Origin of the sequence: Viridibacillus sp. FSL H8-0110 (assembly GCF_038003565.1) — a bacterium.
Lineage (GTDB): Bacteria > Bacillota > Bacilli > Bacillales_A > Planococcaceae > Viridibacillus > Viridibacillus arenosi.
The window spans coordinates 949,501-967,086 of record NZ_JBBOPJ010000001.1; the positions used below are offsets into that span (position 1 = coordinate 949,501).

16 protein-coding genes and 1 other annotated feature are annotated in these 17,586 nt (G+C 35.4%); of the genes, 8 read left to right on the forward strand and 8 right to left on the reverse strand.

All coding sequences use genetic code 11. From position 1 onward, the window contains the following. Nucleotides 1-21 precede the first annotated feature (21 nt). Both MHH98_RS04745 and MHH98_RS04750 read right to left on the reverse strand, forming a co-directional pair. Nucleotides 22-654 carry a GNAT family N-acetyltransferase gene (locus tag MHH98_RS04745; RefSeq protein WP_038187885.1) on the reverse strand — a complete coding sequence of 211 codons (633 nt, stop codon included), beginning with the start codon at nucleotides 652-654 and terminating at the stop codon, nucleotides 22-24. A 200-nt stretch (nucleotides 655-854) separates the two neighbouring features. After that, complete coding sequence (locus MHH98_RS04750) at nucleotides 855-3,491, reverse strand: transglycosylase domain-containing protein (protein ID WP_340713516.1); 2,637 nt, start codon at nucleotides 3,489-3,491, stop codon at nucleotides 855-857. A 158-nt stretch (nucleotides 3,492-3,649) separates the two neighbouring features. Beyond that, nucleotides 3,650-3,851 (forward strand) — a binding site (T-box leader). Nucleotides 3,852-3,898: 47 nt separating this feature from the next. Between MHH98_RS04750 and tyrS the strand changes: the two genes are divergently transcribed. Beyond that, a complete protein-coding gene (gene tyrS, locus MHH98_RS04755) occupies nucleotides 3,899-5,164 on the forward strand; it encodes a tyrosine--tRNA ligase (RefSeq protein ID WP_038187882.1) in 1,266 nt (421 codons plus the stop codon). Nucleotides 5,165-5,592: 428 nt separating this feature from the next. On the opposite strand, the gene MHH98_RS04760 is transcribed toward tyrS, so the two are convergent. The 3 genes from MHH98_RS04760 to MHH98_RS04770 form a co-directional block, all read right to left on the reverse strand. Beyond that, nucleotides 5,593-6,405 (reverse strand): cobalamin-binding protein, encoded by an 813-nt coding sequence (locus MHH98_RS04760; protein WP_038187879.1) that lies wholly within the window; start codon nucleotides 6,403-6,405, stop codon nucleotides 5,593-5,595. A 105-nt stretch (nucleotides 6,406-6,510) separates the two neighbouring features. Continuing rightward, nucleotides 6,511-6,864, reverse strand: coding sequence for a rhodanese-like domain-containing protein (locus MHH98_RS04765; protein WP_340712257.1), 354 nt, complete (start codon nucleotides 6,862-6,864; stop codon nucleotides 6,511-6,513). Then, nucleotides 6,864-7,133, reverse strand: coding sequence for a glutaredoxin family protein (locus MHH98_RS04770; RefSeq protein ID WP_340712258.1), 270 nt, complete (start codon nucleotides 7,131-7,133; stop codon nucleotides 6,864-6,866). The genes MHH98_RS04765 and MHH98_RS04770 overlap by 1 nt, the downstream gene beginning before the upstream one ends. A 179-nt stretch (nucleotides 7,134-7,312) precedes the next feature. On the opposite strand from MHH98_RS04770, the gene MHH98_RS04775 reads away from it, so the two are divergent. The 3 genes from MHH98_RS04775 to MHH98_RS04785 all read left to right on the forward strand — a co-directional run bounded on the left by MHH98_RS04775 (nucleotide 7,313) and on the right by MHH98_RS04785 (nucleotide 8,875). After that, on the forward strand, nucleotides 7,313-7,576 hold the full coding sequence (locus tag MHH98_RS04775) for a metal-sensitive transcriptional regulator (protein ID WP_053416639.1): 264 nt from the start codon (nucleotides 7,313-7,315) through the stop codon (nucleotides 7,574-7,576). Between the two features lie 59 nt (nucleotides 7,577-7,635). Further along, nucleotides 7,636-7,932 carry a rhodanese-like domain-containing protein gene (locus tag MHH98_RS04780; RefSeq protein ID WP_340712259.1) on the forward strand — a complete coding sequence of 99 codons (297 nt, stop codon included), beginning with the start codon at nucleotides 7,636-7,638 and terminating at the stop codon, nucleotides 7,930-7,932. Nucleotides 7,933-8,224: 292 nt separating this feature from the next. Beyond that, a complete protein-coding gene (locus tag MHH98_RS04785; RefSeq protein WP_340712260.1) occupies nucleotides 8,225-8,875 on the forward strand; it encodes a Yip1 family protein in 651 nt (216 codons plus the stop codon). Nucleotides 8,876-9,077: 202 nt separating this feature from the next. On the opposite strand, the gene rpsD is transcribed toward MHH98_RS04785, so the two are convergent. Continuing rightward, nucleotides 9,078-9,680 carry a 30S ribosomal protein S4 gene (rpsD, locus tag MHH98_RS04790; protein ID WP_038187861.1) on the reverse strand — a complete coding sequence of 201 codons (603 nt, stop codon included), beginning with the start codon at nucleotides 9,678-9,680 and terminating at the stop codon, nucleotides 9,078-9,080. 407 nt (nucleotides 9,681-10,087) lie between these two features. On the opposite strand from rpsD, the gene MHH98_RS04795 reads away from it, so the two are divergent. Further along, nucleotides 10,088-11,962 carry a sensor domain-containing diguanylate cyclase gene (locus tag MHH98_RS04795; RefSeq protein ID WP_038187858.1) on the forward strand — a complete coding sequence of 625 codons (1,875 nt, stop codon included), beginning with the start codon at nucleotides 10,088-10,090 and terminating at the stop codon, nucleotides 11,960-11,962. 55 nt (nucleotides 11,963-12,017) lie between these two features. Here MHH98_RS04795 and MHH98_RS04800 read toward each other — a convergent pair whose 3' ends face one another. Further along, a complete protein-coding gene (locus MHH98_RS04800; protein WP_038187855.1) occupies nucleotides 12,018-12,503 on the reverse strand; it encodes a GAF domain-containing protein in 486 nt (161 codons plus the stop codon). A 19-nt stretch (nucleotides 12,504-12,522) separates the two neighbouring features. Then, the gene (gene hisJ, locus MHH98_RS04805) at nucleotides 12,523-13,320 is read right to left on the reverse strand and encodes a histidinol-phosphatase HisJ (protein WP_076064938.1); all 798 of its coding nucleotides are present in this window, start codon (nucleotides 13,318-13,320) and stop codon (nucleotides 12,523-12,525) included. Between the two features lie 148 nt (nucleotides 13,321-13,468). Between hisJ and ezrA the strand changes: the two genes are divergently transcribed. The 3 genes from ezrA (at nucleotide 13,469) to thiI (ending at nucleotide 17,585) form a co-directional block, all read left to right on the forward strand. After that, nucleotides 13,469-15,160 carry a septation ring formation regulator EzrA gene (gene ezrA, locus MHH98_RS04810; protein ID WP_076034306.1) on the forward strand — a complete coding sequence of 564 codons (1,692 nt, stop codon included), beginning with the start codon at nucleotides 13,469-13,471 and terminating at the stop codon, nucleotides 15,158-15,160. Nucleotides 15,161-15,237: 77 nt separating this feature from the next. Then, nucleotides 15,238-16,386 carry a cysteine desulfurase family protein gene (locus MHH98_RS04815; RefSeq protein ID WP_038187847.1) on the forward strand — a complete coding sequence of 383 codons (1,149 nt, stop codon included), beginning with the start codon at nucleotides 15,238-15,240 and terminating at the stop codon, nucleotides 16,384-16,386. Then, nucleotides 16,383-17,585, forward strand: a complete 1,203-nt coding sequence (gene thiI, locus MHH98_RS04820) for a tRNA uracil 4-sulfurtransferase ThiI (protein ID WP_038187845.1) — start codon at nucleotides 16,383-16,385, stop codon at nucleotides 17,583-17,585. The genes MHH98_RS04815 and thiI overlap by 4 nt, the downstream gene beginning before the upstream one ends. Nucleotide 17,586: the final 1 nt, after the last annotated feature.

The following is a 17,586-nucleotide window of genomic DNA, read 5'->3' on the forward strand; positions in this document are numbered from 1 at the left end:
AAATCCCCTTTGTTTAGTTGTTTAGTACATGAAACGGCTTTTAAAACGTAGCTGATCAAACCTTTGAATTGATTCACTATCAACTCTACTACCAATACGTGCCATTAGGCAATTCGCAGGGTGTGAAGAGATTTCAGGTTCATCCGTGGCGAAATTCTCCAGACCTCCCGCATTCATCATTTTCTCCATGATTTTACGATATTCCCAAACATTTAGTCCTGTTCTTTTTAAATCCCAGTGCCAATAATATTCGGTTGTAATAACGATATAGTCTTCCATCGCATCATCCATCATAGATACGCGAAGTATTTGTTTACCTACACCTGTTCCGCGAAAATCTGGTATGACTTCAATTGCTCCAAGCTCAATTAAATTTTCCATTTTCCCTTCTGACCAACGTTCTAATGGATCAGGGTATAAAAAGGTAGCATAACCGACGATGGTATCCTCATTACGTGCAATAATAATACGTCCTTCAGGTAATTTGGCTATTCCTATTAACGCTTTAAATTGTTGTTTAGCAACACGAAAAGCTGTTAAATCCTCATGGAATTTTAGTTTTTCTAATTGCTCAGGTGGGATAGGACCTTCAACTACAATTTGACCTGATTTAGTTTCCATATTAACGCCGTAATAAGTTTTAATAAATTCCATTATTTCACCGCCTTACTAAGATATTGTATTTCAATTATACATGAATGAAAAAGAGAATAATCACATAAATGAGAAAATTATATGTCTAGTGTCGTAAGTTTGTGAGGTGATAAAAGGTGTAATCAATGAGATTTAAATGTAATTAATAAGTATAAAAAAAGTAGCATTCTACAAGTGTGTAGAATGCTACTTGATAAGGGTTAATTATTGTTACTAGTACCATTGTTTTCAGTACTATTCTCTTTATCTTTATCTTTATCTTTATCTTTATCCTTGTCCTTATCGGTACTTGGGTCCTTGTCTTTATCTTGCTCTGTTGTATTGTCTTTGTCTGTTGTCGGTTTATTATTATCTGTATTAGGTTTCTGGTTCTTATCTTTGTCTTTGTCAGTATTTACGTTTGAATTTGAAGAATTGTTATTCGGTTGTTTATCTTTATCTTTATTCTTATCTTTATCCTGGTCTTTCTCATCATCAGGTTTGTTCGCAGCATCTAATTTCTCTTTCTCTTTTGGTGATAGAATACCTGCAGGATCTCCACCTAGGATACCTAACATACGAGAGATAAAGTCAGGATTTAAGCCACCACTTGAGTTGAAACTATCATCTGGACTAGTAGGTAGCATCACTTGAGAGTTAAATAAATCAGTACGTGAAAAGCCTGCTTTTGAACATGCTGAAGATAATGCTCGACCAGACAAACCACAGAATGTTTGACTTACTACACCTGCAGGAGCAGAGAAGCGTTTGCCAGATGCTGTAGCTAATTTTGGATTAGAATCATAAACAGAGTTCATCAGTTTAGCCCATAACAAATTAATACGAGTACTTGGTTGCAAGTAAGTCTCATTGTATTGATAAAGTGTTTGTGGTGTATCATAACCCATCCATACACCTAGTGAAATGTCAGGATTGTATCCAACCAACCAAACGTCTTTATATTCTTGAGATGTACCTGTTTTAGCCGCGAAGTCTGCACTAAATTTCAGGCCAGCATTTGCTGTTGTACCAGTTCCTTGTTTCAATACATCACGCATCATATCCGTAATGATATATGAAGTTTGAGGACTATATACTTGTTTCGCTTTAGATTTGTGTTTATATACTGTTTTGCCATCCGAGTCAACAATTTTAGAAATCATATAACCATCTACGAATTTACCTCCATTTGCAAATGTTGCAAATGCATTCGTATTTTCTTCCACAGTTACACCGTATTTTAGCGCTCCAATAGAAGTTGAGTAGTTCGTGTAATCATCTGCATCCAAATTTGAGAATCCGTTTTTAACTAATAAATCAGCAGGTCTACGGTTCATAATTTGGCTGTACAGTCGGATTGCTGGTAAGTTTTGAGAGTCTTTTAATGCTTCACGTGCCGAAATAATACCTCGGTTATCACTTTCAGTATAGTTGGATGGAGACCATCCGTTAATATTGAATTTCACATCGACTACAGGACTACCTGCCCCGATTAATCCATATTCAATCGCTGGTGCATAAACTAGAAGTGGCTTCATAGTAGAACCATTTGAACGTTTGGCTTGAGTCGCATGATTTAGTTCTTCTAATTTAAAGTCACGACCACCGATAAAGCTTAAAATTTTACCTGTTTTGTTTTCCATGACAATACTACCAACTTGTACAGGCACATCAACTTGTTTGCTTTTTCCAGTCTCTGAATCTGTAACAGTCTTTTTAAATGTAGCACCGTAATAGGTAAAGTTATCTTTTACATTTTGCATATTATCATACATTTTCTTATCAATCGTAGAGTAAATCTTGTAACCTTTTGATCGCAATTCACGATCTGCTAAGATTGTATATTTTTCTTTTAATTTCTTTTCATTTTTTAATCGTTTTGGATCTAATCCATCTTTTTTAGCTAAAATAGTAGCCATTATATCTTTTGCACGGCTTTCAATTTCGTATGTTACATATGGATACTTTTCTTCTGGGCGAAGTTCTGGTTTACGGAAATCTTTTTTAATTTTGTATTTCAAGGCTTTTTTATACTGCTTGTCCGTAATATAGCCTGTTTCATGCATACGATATAGAACAGTTTTCATACGGTTAACACCAAGTGCTAATGAATCTTTATCTTTAAGCTTTCCTTGCTGTGTAAATGGTGTATAGGCATAAGGTGATTGTGGAATCCCTGCGATATAGGCAGCTTGTGCAAGGTTAAGTTCACTTGCTTTTTTATTGAAAATACCTTCAGCCGCTGTTTCGATTCCAGCAATATTGCGACCAGATGCATTTCTACCATAAGGAATAATATTTAAATAAGCTTCTAAAATTTCGTCTTTGTCCATGAATTTTTCAAGTCGCATTGCGAGTAATAGTTCCTTAGCTTTACGCTCGTATGAAACTTCATTTGTTAAAATTTGATTTTTAATTAATTGCTGCGTTAATGTGGAGCCACCTGTTTGAGTTGAAGAGTTCGTTACATCTTGTAACAATCCACGGAAAACTGCTTTTGGTACAATCCCGTTATGTTCATAGAAGTATTCATCCTCAGTAGCTAGTACTGCATTAATTACATTAGGCGAGACCTTATCTAGAGTTGTTTCGCGTCGTTCTAAGTCCGAACGCATTTTACCTAAATATTTTCCACCTGCGAAGTAGAGATCACTTGTTTCATCATAAGTTAAAATGTCGCTACGCATTTCAGCTTTTGCTCGCAGAGGCTCTTCTTTTACGAGGGAAGCAAAATATCCAGCGCCAATAGACCCTACAAATATAAAACCTATAACTGCTAATGTGATAAATAATAAACATAAATTCCAGATTACGCTTGATGTTATACGTAGTGTTTTCATCCATCTCATAGAAGTCATTTCTTGAAAAAGATTGTCTATTTTTTCAACCCATTTTTTAAATTGTTCTATCACTAAATCGACCTCCTAAAATCTCGTTAATTATACCATAATTGATTTATGACTAATAATATTTATTGACAATGAATCTAAATGAAGTACAATAGTCATTAATAGTTTTTCGAGCGTTGAAAAGTGCGCAGTAGTGAACATATTCCCTGTATAGAGAGCTAGCGGTTGGTGTAAGCTAGTCATAATATGGACACGAATTACACATTTGGAGCGAGAACGTAAGCGTCGCGTTAAGACGTATGAGCCGGAAGAATCATTTTTTCTTCAAGCTGGGTGGTACCGCGTTAAATTGTGATTAACGTCCCTGCATATTTATATGCAGGGACTTTTTTTATTTATATTAGGAGGTAAGGAATATGACAAATCTATTATTGGAAGATTTACAGTGGCGTGGCCTACTGTACCAACAAACAGATGCTGAAGGTATGGAAAAATTATTAAATGAGGAATCTGTTTCTTTGTATTGTGGTGTTGACCCAACTGCAGATAGCATGCATATCGGACATATCGTGCCACTACTTACTTTAAGAAGATTCCAAATTGCAGGTCACCAACCAATTCTATTAGTCGGTGGCGCTACTGGTATGATTGGTGATCCATCAGGTCGTTCTGAAGAGCGCCAATTACAAACGGTTGAACAAGTTGAGAAAAACGTACAAGGAATAAAAAAACAATTAGAGCGTATTTTTGATTTTAATTCAGAAAACGGGGCAAAACTTGCAAACAACCGCGACTGGATTGGCTCAATGAATACTATTGAATTCCTACGCGATTACGGTAAATTAATCAATGTAAACTATATGCTTGGTAAAGATACAATTTCATCTCGCCTAGATACTGGTCTTTCATTTACTGAATTTGCTTACACAATTATTCAAGGTATTGACTTTAACCACTTATACGACAACTTCAACTGCCGTATTCAAGTAGGTGGTTCTGACCAGTGGGGAAATATTACAACTGGCCTAGAAGTGATTCGTAAAACCCATGAAGAAGAAACAAAAGCATTTGGTATCACAATTCCACTTGTAACAAAAGCGGATGGTACAAAATTCGGTAAAACAGCAGGAGGAGCAGTTTGGTTAGATGCTGAAAAAACATCGCCATATGAGTTCTACCAATTCTGGATCAATGCAGCTGACTCTGATGTCGTGAAATACTTGAAAATCTTCACATTCCTATCTCGTGAAGAAATCGAAGCATTAGAGACTGCTGTAGAAACTGAGCCACATCTACGTAAAGCACAAAAAGCATTAGCTGCTGAAATGACAAAATTAATCCACGGTGAAGAAGGTTTAGAACAGGCAATTCGTATTACAGAAGCATTATTCTCAGGTGACTTAAAAGCACTTTCGGTAGAAGAAATGAAAGTAGCATTTAGTGGCGTACCTTCTGTTGAAATCGCGAAAGAAGATCAAAACATTGTCGACCTAATCGTCGAAGCTAAAATTTCATCTTCAAAACGTCAAGCGCGTGAAGATGTAACAAACGGAGCTATCTCAATCAACGGCGAAAAAATTACAGATTTAGCATACACTGTAGACGCCAAAGATCGCCTAGAAGATGCATTTGCAATCGTAAGAAGAGGTAAAAAGAAATACCACATGGTACAGTTCAATTAAATGCTGAAGGCGCTCGTTTTAAGGAACGTAACCTAAGTGCGCGGCGTCCTGCCGCAACGGTTACGTGACCCACATCCTGTGGGCCTTCGACAAGCACTGGAACTTTCGAAACAAAAGCATTTTTTCAGCTTTTGTCCGAGAAAGTGGAAGTGACCTCGAGCAGCTGAATATGTTGATTAAAGTACTAATAATTAGTCATCAAGACTACTGTTCACTCTAAAGTGAGCAGTAGTCTTTTTTGAATTTATACAAAGAAGCATAGAACTTATAAATATTATGATTATTTAAGAAAACCTTTCTATACATAGAGTAGGCTCTTTTGTAAGAAAATAACCCTATTTAATCGTAAAATATTGAAATATAAAAAGGGTTACAAAAAAAGACTTCTCACTCAATGTGAAAAGTCTTCTACTATTACTAAATTCATCTTATTTTTCAATTATCCATTCAGGTAACGCGAGACTTTCATACTCTATGGGATGTATTAAGGTTGCCAATTTCAAAGCACCTTCTAGTAACCTAGGCGAAGGACGGCAATAGAGCCATTCCTCCATTACATGTAGGCGATCTAATTTTATAGCAGTCATTTCTGATGCACCTGGTCTTTTCAGAAGGTGTCCAGGTTTAATCCGGTGGTGTTGAACACCGACCCAAGCTAAAAACGCATAATCAGGATTTCGTTTTAATACATCGTTCCATTCAGTCTGTACACTAGCTAATTCAACATCAGCAAAGAGGTTTACACCACCCGCAATTTCACTTACTTCAGTCAACCAGTTAATACCGCCTGGTGTGAAAATGGGGTTTGGCCACCATTCCCAATATAATGAAGGTTTAATTTCGCAACTTTCGCCGATTTTCTTCATGCTAGAAACAAAGCTCTCAAATTCAGCAGCTCTTATCTCAGCATGTTCCAGTACGCCACATGCTTTTCCTAGTATACGTAAATCGTCAGCAATTTCTTGTAGACTATTAGGATTTAGAACGAGATGTGGGATTTTACGACGCTCGAGTTCCTCAATATTCTTCTCCATTCCAGGAACGCTAAGCGAAGCAATGACGAGCTCGGGCTCCATGCTTTCAAGCAAATCCATATTAATAGAAAGATCCGGACCAAGGCGTGGTAAATGCTGAATAGAAGATGGCCAATCAGAAAAATCATCTATAGCAATTAACTGATGCTCAAGTTGTAAATAGGTGAGTAGTTCAGTATTACTAGGGCAAATTGATATGATTTTCATTAATAAAAGACCTCCTTTAAAAAAATAGCCATTCGTTAAGTGTCATTATAACATAACGAATGGCTATTTTTGGTTATAGATGAAAAGGCGAGTAGTAATGCTATGTTATGACCATCGACTCATACCACCTTTGACATTATAAACAGAAGTAAAGCCTGCTTTTGAAAGAATACTAGCAGCTCGAGCACTTCGCATACCACTTTGGCAGATAACGATGATTTCCCTGTTGGCGTCGAGTTTACTTACTTTGCTAGGTAGTTGATCTAGTGGGATATTTTGAAACTGTACAATATGTTGGGTATTATATTCACCAGGTGTACGGACATCGATAAATTGCTTAGATTTGTCATTTAGCATATTTTTTAAATCGGCTGTAGAAATATTTTTTACACCTTTTGCTGTTTTGGTGCGGAAGTAAATAAAAATAGCGATTGCAAGTAGTAAGATAATCCATTCCATTATTGTAGTTCTCCGTTTCTATTAGTTGTTGTTAGTTGCTGGATAATTTTCATAGCAGAAATTGGGTCATAACCAAGCACCCAATTACTATTAATATTGGTTTGGGGGACTCCGAGACGACCTGTTGCTGCCATTAGTTCTTGCACAATTTCAGGCTTTTCTTGAATATTTACTTCTTTATAGAGAATGTTTTGTTCGTTTAGAAAATTTTTCATTAATACGCAGTATCCACAATTTATGGATGAATAAACGGTCACGTCCAATTTCATTTCGTTATTGCCTCCTTTCGATAGCTACTTCTATATACCCTGGTAGGTATTTTTAATATACTATGGAGGGTATGAGTTTTCAACTAATTTGTTTATAACATCTTTACTTGACACAATACCTTTAGGGGTATAGTATCTATAAATGTTACACGATATGCTTGAATTGAGGTGACGATAATATGGAGTATAATGATCAAATTAAGAATCGTTTGAAACGAATAGAAGGCCAGTTAAAAGGTGTTATCCGCATGATTGAAGAAGAAAAAGAATGTAAAGATGTCATCACACAGTTATCTGCCTCTCGCTCAGCAATTGATCGCGCGATCGGACTTATTGTAAGTACTAATTTAGTACGTTGCATGGAAGATGAAAATGAGCTTAAAGGGAAAGATAAAGAAACTTTAATAAAAGAAGCTGTAGATCTATTAGTGAAGAGTCGATAATCGTCTCTTCCTTATTTTCAATATTTTATATACCAGGTGGGGTAAGGGAGATAATAAAAATGAAATTAATTTCAGTAGAAGAAGTACAACAATTATTAGAATCGGGTAAAGAATTGAATTTAATCGATGTTCGTGAAGTGGATGAAGTAGCAGCAGGTATAATTCCAACAGCCATCAATATCCCTTTAGGTTTAATCGAATTTCGTATGAATGAATTAGATAAAACAAAAGAGTACATTATGGTTTGCCGTTCAGGTGGTCGTAGTGGCAACGCAACAATGTTTTTAGAAAATCAAGGCTTTAATGTAGTTAATATGGATGGTGGCATGTTAGCTTGGACAGGTGATGTCGAATAAATTATAGCTATAAGAATCGTATTAAAGAGTATGCATTTCGCATACTCTTTTTTATGTGGCTAAACACTAAAAAAATCAAGGTGTTTTATCGACCAATATGATTATTGGGTGGAAGCGTAATTGTAAAATCAAAAATTTCGGTTTTAAGGATTGCTGAAAAAAAGCTTAAGGACTTGATTAAACAGCGTTATTGTTGTGTTTTTCATATTTTCCATAAATATGTTTTCAATACAATATACCTATCTAATATTTGGTATGCTTTAAACAGAAAACTAGAAGGGAAGAATAATAAATGAATGAATTACAAGAAACAAAGCAGCAAGAGGTGTTACATCCATTTTTTTCTATTTGGTTGCATCCTAAAAAAACGGCCAGGTATATTCTTGATTATAAAGGATTAGGTTACGCTATCATGTTCATATTGCTTGGAGGAATGGCGGGCGTACTCTTCGGTGCTATGGATTCGAAATTACCTTTAGATATTCCAACTTGGGGTATACTATTAATTTGTGTAATTGGTGGACCATTTATTGGATTGTTTTCATCTGCTATTGGGGCAGGGGTAATATTACTAATAGGGAAGTTATTTAAAGGCAAGGCAACTTATAATGAGATGTTCAAAGTAATGGGGTTATCTTCAATTCCTCATATTTGGTTAGCACCCATTTTATTATTATGGATGGCATTTTCACCAGAAACTTTCTTTCGGATGGATAGCGATTATCTTGAAGTGAAGAATCTTATAGTAACTCTAGTTTCGAGTCTAATCGCGTTTTGTGTTACTATTTGGGCGGTTGTTATTAACGTAGGGGTAGTTGCAGAGACACATCGCTTTTCTAATTGGCGTGCATTTTTCACGATTTTCATTCCGGGCTTCCTTGCTTTTATCATTTTACTTATTATTGTTATTATTTTTACGTTCTCATTTATTGGGCAAATGTAGAGTTTTAATTAGTAAATAATCTAGTTCTTATCCACTCGAGGCTAATTGAACATCCAAATTTTTTGGATGTTCGTTAGTCTTTTTTTATACTACTTTTCTAAAGGTAGCTTAAAAAGGAATTAGTTTTAATTTAGTGGATAATATGTAATAAAAAAACCTTGTACCCGATAAAACGGGTACAAGGTTTTGGAAAGAACAAAGATTAACGAGAGTAGTACTCTACGATATAAGCTTCGTTGATTTCAGCTGATAATTCGCTGCGTTCTGGAAGACGTACAAAAGTACCTTCTTTTTTGTCTGCATCGAATGATAGGTATTCTGGTACGAAGTTGTTTACTTCGATTGCTTCATTAACTGCAGTAAGGTTTTGAGATTTTTCACGAAGAGAAATCACTTGACCTGGTTTTACGCGGAATGAAGGGATATCAACGCGTTTACCATCAACCAAAATGTGGCCGTGGTTTACTAATTGACGAGATCCACGACGAGTGCGTGAAAGACCTAAACGGTAAACTAAGTTATCAAGGCGAGTTTCAAGAAGGATCATGAAGTTTTCACCGTGGATACCTTGCATTTTACCAGCTTTGTCGAATAGAGTACGGAATTGACGTTCGTTCATACCATACATATGACGAAGTTTTTGTTTTTCTTGTAATTGTAAACCGTATTCTGATAATTTTTTACGTTGGTTAGGACCGTGTTGTCCTGGTGCGTAAGGGCGTTTTTCGATTTCTTTACCTGTGCCGCTTAGTGAAATACCAAGACGACGAGACAGTTTCCATGATGGACCTGTATAACGAGACATAGAGAGTCTCCTCCTTTAATTGGTTTTATTTTGTTGTAAAATAAAAACCAGATGTATCCAGAATTATTGACATTTTATTTTCATGCAACTTCGCCCATGCAGCCAAAGGGTTACGTGTTACACCATCCATTTCTGGAGGAATAAAATGAAAGCAATAAAACCATACAACTGCTGCGTTTATTTTACACAAAGACCATTGTAACTTTTACATAGTAATGTGTCAAGGTAAATGAGAGATTGTAGAACAGATAAAACAAGTAGATAAACGATAAAACAAGGAGTTTTGATACGATTTCTCGAATTCAAGAAGTTTTTTCCAAAAGAACTATAGTTGAAAAGACTTATTTTATGTATAATAGAATTAGACAAGATCATATATAGCATGTTTTGAAGGAAAAGGTGATTGCATGGCAGATTATCAACAAACAATGCAAAATGTAAAATGTCAGATCCTAGACTTGTGGATGGATTTAATAGATGAAAAACTTAATAGTAGTGAATATTTCGAACTATTAAAAGGAATCCTATTACAATACTTCGGTATTTCAAAAAGTGAATACTTACATTTAGATAAAGATAACTTCTACCCTGTCTCAATCGATGCAGCACATGAGAATATAACGCAAGGTATTCCGAGTAAATTATTAGAGCAGCATCTTCATCAAGAGTATCCATTCCCAAGCGCATTTGTTGATATTTTGAAAAAGAAATATGATTTTGCCGATGATGTAATAGTTTTACGGGAAGTAAATCAGAAACCGTTTGGCATTATCATTGTGCAAGAAACTGTGGATTGGAAAGAGTTTGCGAAGACAAAGTATATTTATGATTTTGAAATACTAATCTCGCGTGTGATTCAGTTAATACAAAAAAATATTAGAGCCACATATGAACAAAAGATGAATCTTGAATTAGTTAGAATGACTAGTATTTTCCATTCATCTATGGATATTGATCGAATACTGAAAGCACTTCTTCATGGTGTCAGAAGTGCCCTCCCAAAGTTTGAATCAAAACTTATTTTATCAAATGACCAAGATCGTCATTTAACTGTTGATACACATACATTTGATTATATGTCAGAGCGTTCTTCTACTATAGAAGCATTTGTCTCTGGTGATTTGAAAATTGAACAGGCAACAGACATAGAATGGTGTGTATTAAATGCACCTATAAAGGGCCGTCAAGGAATTTATGGGGTGTTACAAATTTTTGCACCGCTAAATTATGTTTTTGGTAAACAAGAGAAAGACCTTATTATGCATATAGCTGAAACATCAGGGAATGCATTAGAAAATGCAAAACTATATCATCAATCACATCGTCTAGTTTCAGATCTCCAACTTATAAATGAAACTTCGCACCGTTTAAATATGAAATTGAATCAAGAAGAAATGTTATTGTTTCTGGCAAAACAGTTAACAAAGTCGTTCAATCCGGATGAGATTTGCTTTGTTTTAAAAGAAAATGATGTGTATCAAGTAACAACGGGGAGTACAGACTTTTTCTTTGAAAATGAATCTATGCCATATTTGAAATATGTCGGTGATCATTTTGATGAATCGACAGATGCGTTATTTGTAGCAGATTTCAGCAAATTAGTGGTTGATAAAGTTTCGCTTATGTCAATGATGGCTATACCTATTATTATTCGAGAAAAAGTACATGGTTTTAGTATTGTCTTACATAATAATCCGTATTTCTTTTCGTTTGATAGTTTTAAACTAATGCAATCTTTAATACGTCATTCTTCGTTGGCGATTTCTAATACAATTTTACGTGATCAACTTCAAGAAATGGTCGATCGAGATCATTTAACTAAATTATTTGCTAGAAAATATTTGGATCGATATGTTGAAATTTCGATGGATAAGGATGAAGGTGGTGTCTTTATTCTATTAGATATTGATGATTTTAAAATGATCAATGATACATATGGACACCAAAAAGGTGATGCGATTTTAGTAACGATTGCGCAACATTTGATAGACACGGTGCAGGAGCAAGGCATTTGTGCTAGATGGGGTGGCGAAGAAATTGCTATCTATTTACCTAACCAAACATTATTGGCATCTATTGATTTAGTTGATAAGATTGTTGCATCTGTACCTGAAGTAACAACGCCATCTGTAACTGTATCTTCGGGTGTAGCTGCTTGGCAAAAAAATCTTAATCACAATTTTCATAACGTATTTCAAAATGCCGATATTGCATTATATGAAGCGAAAAATAACGGCAAAAATCAATTTCGTTTGTTTGAGATGGATGATGTCACAAATTAAAATCTTAAAAAAGAGTTACGCCCAATACAATTGTGAGCGTAACTCTTTTGGCATTTTAGAATGAAAGATGTTTCGTTAATACGTGCACAAAGTGTTCTATACCTTTACGATCATCATCTGAAAAGCGATTTTGAATAGGACTATCGATATCAAGTACACCTAAAAGTTTACCCTCAACGATGATTGGGACAACAATTTCTGATTGAGAAGCCGCATCACAAGCAATATGACCTGGAAATGCATGCACATTTTCGACGACGATTGTTTCTTGTTTCGCTGCTGCAGTACCACAAACTCCACGTCCAATTGCGATATGGACACAGGCAGGTAACCCTTGGAATGGTCCTAACAATAATTCTTCGTTTTTATGTAAGTAAAATCCACACCAGTTAATGGTGTCTAAAAATTGATTTAATAATGCGGAGGCATTGCTTAAATTAGCAATTGTATCTGTTTCGCCTTCTAATAAAGCATCAAGTTGCTTCGCTAATAATGCATATTGTTCTGCTGAGTTGCCAGTATAAGAAGATTGTGTAAACATTTCATCTCTCCATTCTATATTATCTTAAAGGGAAAATTTTATCATAGTGTTGATGTAAATCCGTAACTTGATGAGCGTCAGAGCCAAAAACAATTGGGATTTTTAGTGCGTCAGCAAGTTTAACATATTGTAATGGAGGATAAGGTTCTTTACAATCTTTTTTTGACAAGCCGGCTCCGTTGACATCTAGTTCATAGTCCTTGACGGCCATCAGTTGTAAAATCTCTTCGATTTGTTTATGATCATCGATTTTTTGTTGATGTGCTAATTGGAATTTATGAACGAGTGTCGGGTGACCGATTCGCTTTGGTTTGTAAGGTCCTAAATCAGCAGAAATAGATTCTTTTACTGTTTCATAATATAAATTGTAAATTTCTTTAACTGTTCCAACTGCTTCTGCAAATTCCAGGAACGTCTCACTTGAAAAATCAATACATGTATAGGTATTGTCATGTTTTAAAAAATGAACTGATAGAATAGCATCGTCCAACTGAGGACCGATAACATTTAAAAAGTCCCGTGTTTGTTGTTCATAACCGGAAATAAAATCGACTTCTAAGCCAATACGGATACGAATTTGTGAGGCATATTGTTTTTTTAATTCCTTTAACTTCTCTATGTATGGAATTAAATGTTCGGCTTCCATACCACTATCCTTCATAGGTGTAGGGTCAATAAAGCCACTAGGAAGAGGTGCGTGTTCTGTAAATGTAATGTCGGTAAATCCGAAATTGATTGCTTTTTTTATGTATTTCTCAAAATCATCAGTCGTTCCGTGAGGGCAAAAAGGTGAGTGAATGTGAGCATCTCGTTTCATGAAATATTCCTCCAACTTGTATAATATAGTGAAATGGCAGATATTTTTTTAAAATACGTGCAAACGGTAAACAAATTCACCGAAAACATGGTAATATTAAGGTTAATTAATTGGCTGAAATAGTGATTTAGGAACAGGGGGTCTTACGATGCAGTATATCATTCCCGTTATAATCGTACTATGTATTATAGTAGCATTCATTTTTATTTTGCGTCGAAAACATAATAAAGAAATTCAGAGGTTGGATCAGAAAAAACTTCAAATTCAAAACAAACCCGTTTTGGAAGAGTTAACAAAAGTGAAAGCTCTGAATATGAATGGTCAAACAGAAGAGATGTTTGAGCGCTGGCGCAATAAATGGACGGAGCTTATGGACGTTGAAATGCCTAAAATCGACGTGCTATTATTTGATGCTGAAGAACTTGTGGATAAATTCCAGTTTGGCAAAGCGACTGACATTGAAAAAGAAATTGAATCACGTATTAATGAGTACGATCAAGAGATGATCCAAATTTTAAAAGAACTTGGTGAATTAATCGGTAGTGAAGAGAAAAACAGAATTGAAATTGAACAGCTGAAGGATCAGTATCGTTCAGCTAGAAAAACGTTGTTAGCTCATCAGTATTCATATGGTCCTGCTGCAGGTCCGTTAGAAAAACGTCTGGAGACATTTAATCCGAAATTTGAAGAATATGAAGTACTAACAGAATCAGGCAACTATTTACAAGCAAGAGAAATTGTTATTACGTTAGATGAAGAAGGTCAACATATTTTCAAATTGATAAATGAAATTCCAGCATTATTAACGGATATTCAGCATAAGATTCCATCTCATATTCATGAACTACGCAATGGTCAACGCGAAATGGAAGAGCAATCTTTCTTCTTAAAACATTTAGAACTGAATGGAAAGTTAGATGTAATGGAAGAAAGTATTGATGAATTTAAACAACAAATTGCTGATTTGAACATAACTTCAGTACAGCATCGAGTAAATGAAATCAAAGATGAAATCGATTCATTTTATGATGCATTAGAAAAAGAAGTGATGGCTAAGCGATTTGTTGATGAAAACTTTGAACAAATTGGTACACGATTAGAAAATGTTATTGTATCAACTGATGAAACAGCAAAAGAAGCAGAAGAAGTTCAAAAAGGATATCATTTATCAGAAAAAGATGCTGCACTTCCTTCAAATTGTAAACAACAATTGATGTCAGTTCGTCAGAGATATGAATTACTATCTATTCAAGTAAAAGAAGAGCAATCTGCCTATTCTAGCTTACAAGAGGAGTTAAAGGGAGTTAAAGAAGAGACAGAACGTTTATTTGAAGAGCAAGATCGATTTGCTGATCGTTTAAAGAGTCTAAGAATTGATGAAAATAAAGCAAGAGCTACACTTGGAAATCTAAAGCAGTTATTGCATGAAACAGATCGCATGTTAAATAAGGCAAATATTCCAGGAATTCCAGAAGAAATGGATATCCGTTTAGAAGAAGCAGAAGAACAGTTATTTATAGTTGTTCAAAGCTTAAAAGAAGTTCCATTAAATATGGTAGCCGTACATAAGAATTTGGATACCGCTGAAAAATGTATTCAAGATGTACATAATACAGCAACAGAAATGCTTGAAAACGTATTATTAATTGAAAGAATTATTCAATATGGTAACCGTTATCGTGCATCCAATCCAACAATGCACCAACGATTATTAGAGGCTGAGCAGGCATTCCGGGAATTCCGATATGCAAAAGCGCTAGAAAATGCTGCAACAGCCGTAGAAGCAGCCGAACCAGGTGCTATGAAAAAAATTCAAGTACTTGCCAAAGACGACAATTGACGTTCATAATAAGAGAAGCATAAAGCCACCGCACGGTAGAGTGCAGGTGGCTTTCTTTTGGAAGGAAGGTTACACAATTGATTTATCTCGATCATAGCGCGACGACAAAACCAGATTCAGCCGTATTGCAAACTTTTATACAAGCGAATGAACGATATTACGCAAATCCAGCTTCCCTTCATCAAATGGGTACAGAAGCCAATACATTATTAATGAAAGCAAGAGAGCAAATCGCACAAATTTTAAAAACAGAGCCTGAGCATATAATTTTCACATCAGGTGGAACAGAATCAAATAATTTTGCTATTAAAGGTCTTGCTAGAGCCAATCAGCATCGTGGCAAACATATTCTAATCTCCGCTATCGAACATCCATCTATCATCGAAAGTGCTCGTCATTTAACAAATGAAGGCTTCGAATTAGAATTTATTGACGTCGATAATAACGGAGGGATTATACTATCGGATCTGCGAAGTAAAATTCGTAAAGATACGGTGCTCGTTAGTATAATGCATGTAAATAATGAAATGGGAGCTATTCAACCGATTTCGGAAATTGCAAAGATTATACGCCCAAATAGCCGTGCGTTTTTCCATGTGGATGCAGTACAAAGCTTCGGAAAATTGCCAGTGCAATTTCAAGGAGATAATGGTCCAGATGCTTTAACTATTTCTGGTCATAAAATAAATGGCTTAAAAGGAACAGGGTTATTAGCTTTTTCAAAGCGCATTAAAATTCAACCGATACTACATGGTGGCGGACAAGAATTAGGCTACCGTAGTGGAACTGTTGCAGTGCCACAAAATGTTGCATTAGCAAAAGCCATGCGCCTAGCTGTGGAGCAAATGGCAGAGAATACAACGAAATTTAGAAAGTGGCGCGAGGATCTACATGTATTTTTAAATAAAATTTATCATGTCCATGTTATTTCAAGTAACGATGGTGCACCACATATTATAAGTTGCAGCGTAAGAGGCTTAAAAGGTGAAGTTGTTGTCAATGCATTGCAAAGTGAAGGCTTTATCGTTTCCACATCTAGTGCGTGTTCCTCAAAAGATTCAAGTATTAGTCATGTTATAGAAGCACTTCAAATAGAAGAAAGTTTTGAAAAGGGTGTTATTCGTATAAGTCTTGGCAATGGCTTAACCAATTCAGATATCGAACAATTTAAAGTAGTATTTGCGAAAATGATGAAACAATTAAAAGGAGAGACAATTCAACTATGAAATGGCATGAAATACTAATACGTTACGGTGAATTAACAACAAAAGGACGTAATCGAAAACAATTTATCACACGTTTAAGAGAAAATTTACGATTTTCATTTGCAGATATACCAGATATGAAAATTCGTGCAGAACGAGATCGTATGTATATTAGCAGTGATAATGACGAAGATATGGAAGAACTGATTAAACGCTTACCAACAGTTTTTGGCATTCATTCTTTTAGTCCAGTTGCAAAATGCGAACCGACTTTGGATGCAATGAAAGAACTTGCGATTAATATTATGAAATCAATCAATACAGATGGTAAAACGTTTAAAGTAAATGCAAAACGTTCAGATAAAAGATTTCCATTAGACACTTATGAGTTACAACTTGAAATGGGTGGACATGTTCTAAGTAATATTCCAAATTTACATGTTCAAATGAAAGAACCTGAAATCGAACTTCGTATTGAAGTACGTGAACATGCAGTATATATGATGGTAGAAGTAATTCCTGGAGCAGGTGGTTTACCAGTCGGTGCAAACGGAAAGGCATTGCTATTATTATCTGGAGGTATCGACAGTCCAGTTGCAGGCTATTATATGATGAAACGCGGAGTGCGAATTGAGGCAATTCATTTCTTTAGCCCACCATATACAAGTGATCGTTCACTTGAAAAAGTTAAAGATTTAGCTGAAAAAATGAGTCGTTTAGGCGCGAATGTACGTCTGCATATCATTCCATTCACTGAAATTCAACAAGTAATCCAACAACAAGTTCCAGAAAATGTAACTATGACATCGACACGTCGTATGATGATGAAGATTTCAGATGCAGTACGTGAAGAAATAGGTGCAACTGCAATTGTAACGGGTGAAAACTTAGGACAAGTAGCAAGCCAGACTTTAGAAAGCTTAGCTGCTATTAATGAAGTAACTTCAACGCCTATTTTACGTCCATTAATCACATACGATAAATTAGAAATTATCGATGTAGCAAGAAAAATTGACACATACGATATTTCAATACGTCCATATGAGGACTGCTGTACGGTATTTACACCAGCAAGTCCAAAAACAAAACCGAAATTAGAGAAAGTTGTATATTACGAAAGCTTTACTGACTTCGATGAAATGATTCAAAAAGCGGTGAAAAACCGCGAAATTCATACGTTTCCGAAGCAGAAGCAAGATGAATTTGCAGATTTACTCTAAT

Coding starts and splice junctions, on each gene's coding strand:
- MHH98_RS04770 (WP_340712258.1), bottom strand. CDS start 7,133: ATGAAATTGGACGTGACCGTTTATTCATCCATAAATTGTGGATACTGC.
- MHH98_RS04750 (WP_340713516.1), bottom strand. CDS start 3,491: ATGACTTCTATGAGATGGATGAAAACACTACGTATAACATCAAGCGTA.
- rpsD (WP_038187861.1), bottom strand. CDS start 9,680: ATGTCTCGTTATACAGGTCCATCATGGAAACTGTCTCGTCGTCTTGGT.
- thiI (WP_038187845.1), top strand. CDS start 16,383: ATGAAATGGCATGAAATACTAATACGTTACGGTGAATTAACAACAAAA.
- MHH98_RS04795 (WP_038187858.1), top strand. CDS start 10,088: ATGGCAGATTATCAACAAACAATGCAAAATGTAAAATGTCAGATCCTA.
- MHH98_RS04785 (WP_340712260.1), top strand. CDS start 8,225: ATGAATGAATTACAAGAAACAAAGCAGCAAGAGGTGTTACATCCATTT.
- ezrA (WP_076034306.1), top strand. CDS start 13,469: ATGCAGTATATCATTCCCGTTATAATCGTACTATGTATTATAGTAGCA.
- hisJ (WP_076064938.1), bottom strand. CDS start 13,320: ATGAAACGAGATGCTCACATTCACTCACCTTTTTGCCCTCACGGAACG.
- tyrS (WP_038187882.1), top strand. CDS start 3,899: ATGACAAATCTATTATTGGAAGATTTACAGTGGCGTGGCCTACTGTAC.
- MHH98_RS04745 (WP_038187885.1), bottom strand. CDS start 654: ATGGAATTTATTAAAACTTATTACGGCGTTAATATGGAAACTAAATCA.
- MHH98_RS04760 (WP_038187879.1), bottom strand. CDS start 6,405: ATGAAAATCATATCAATTTGCCCTAGTAATACTGAACTACTCACCTAT.
- MHH98_RS04800 (WP_038187855.1), bottom strand. CDS start 12,503: ATGTTTACACAATCTTCTTATACTGGCAACTCAGCAGAACAATATGCA.
- MHH98_RS04775 (WP_053416639.1), top strand. CDS start 7,313: ATGGAGTATAATGATCAAATTAAGAATCGTTTGAAACGAATAGAAGGC.
- MHH98_RS04780 (WP_340712259.1), top strand. CDS start 7,636: ATGAAATTAATTTCAGTAGAAGAAGTACAACAATTATTAGAATCGGGT.
- MHH98_RS04765 (WP_340712257.1), bottom strand. CDS start 6,864: ATGGAATGGATTATCTTACTACTTGCAATCGCTATTTTTATTTACTTC.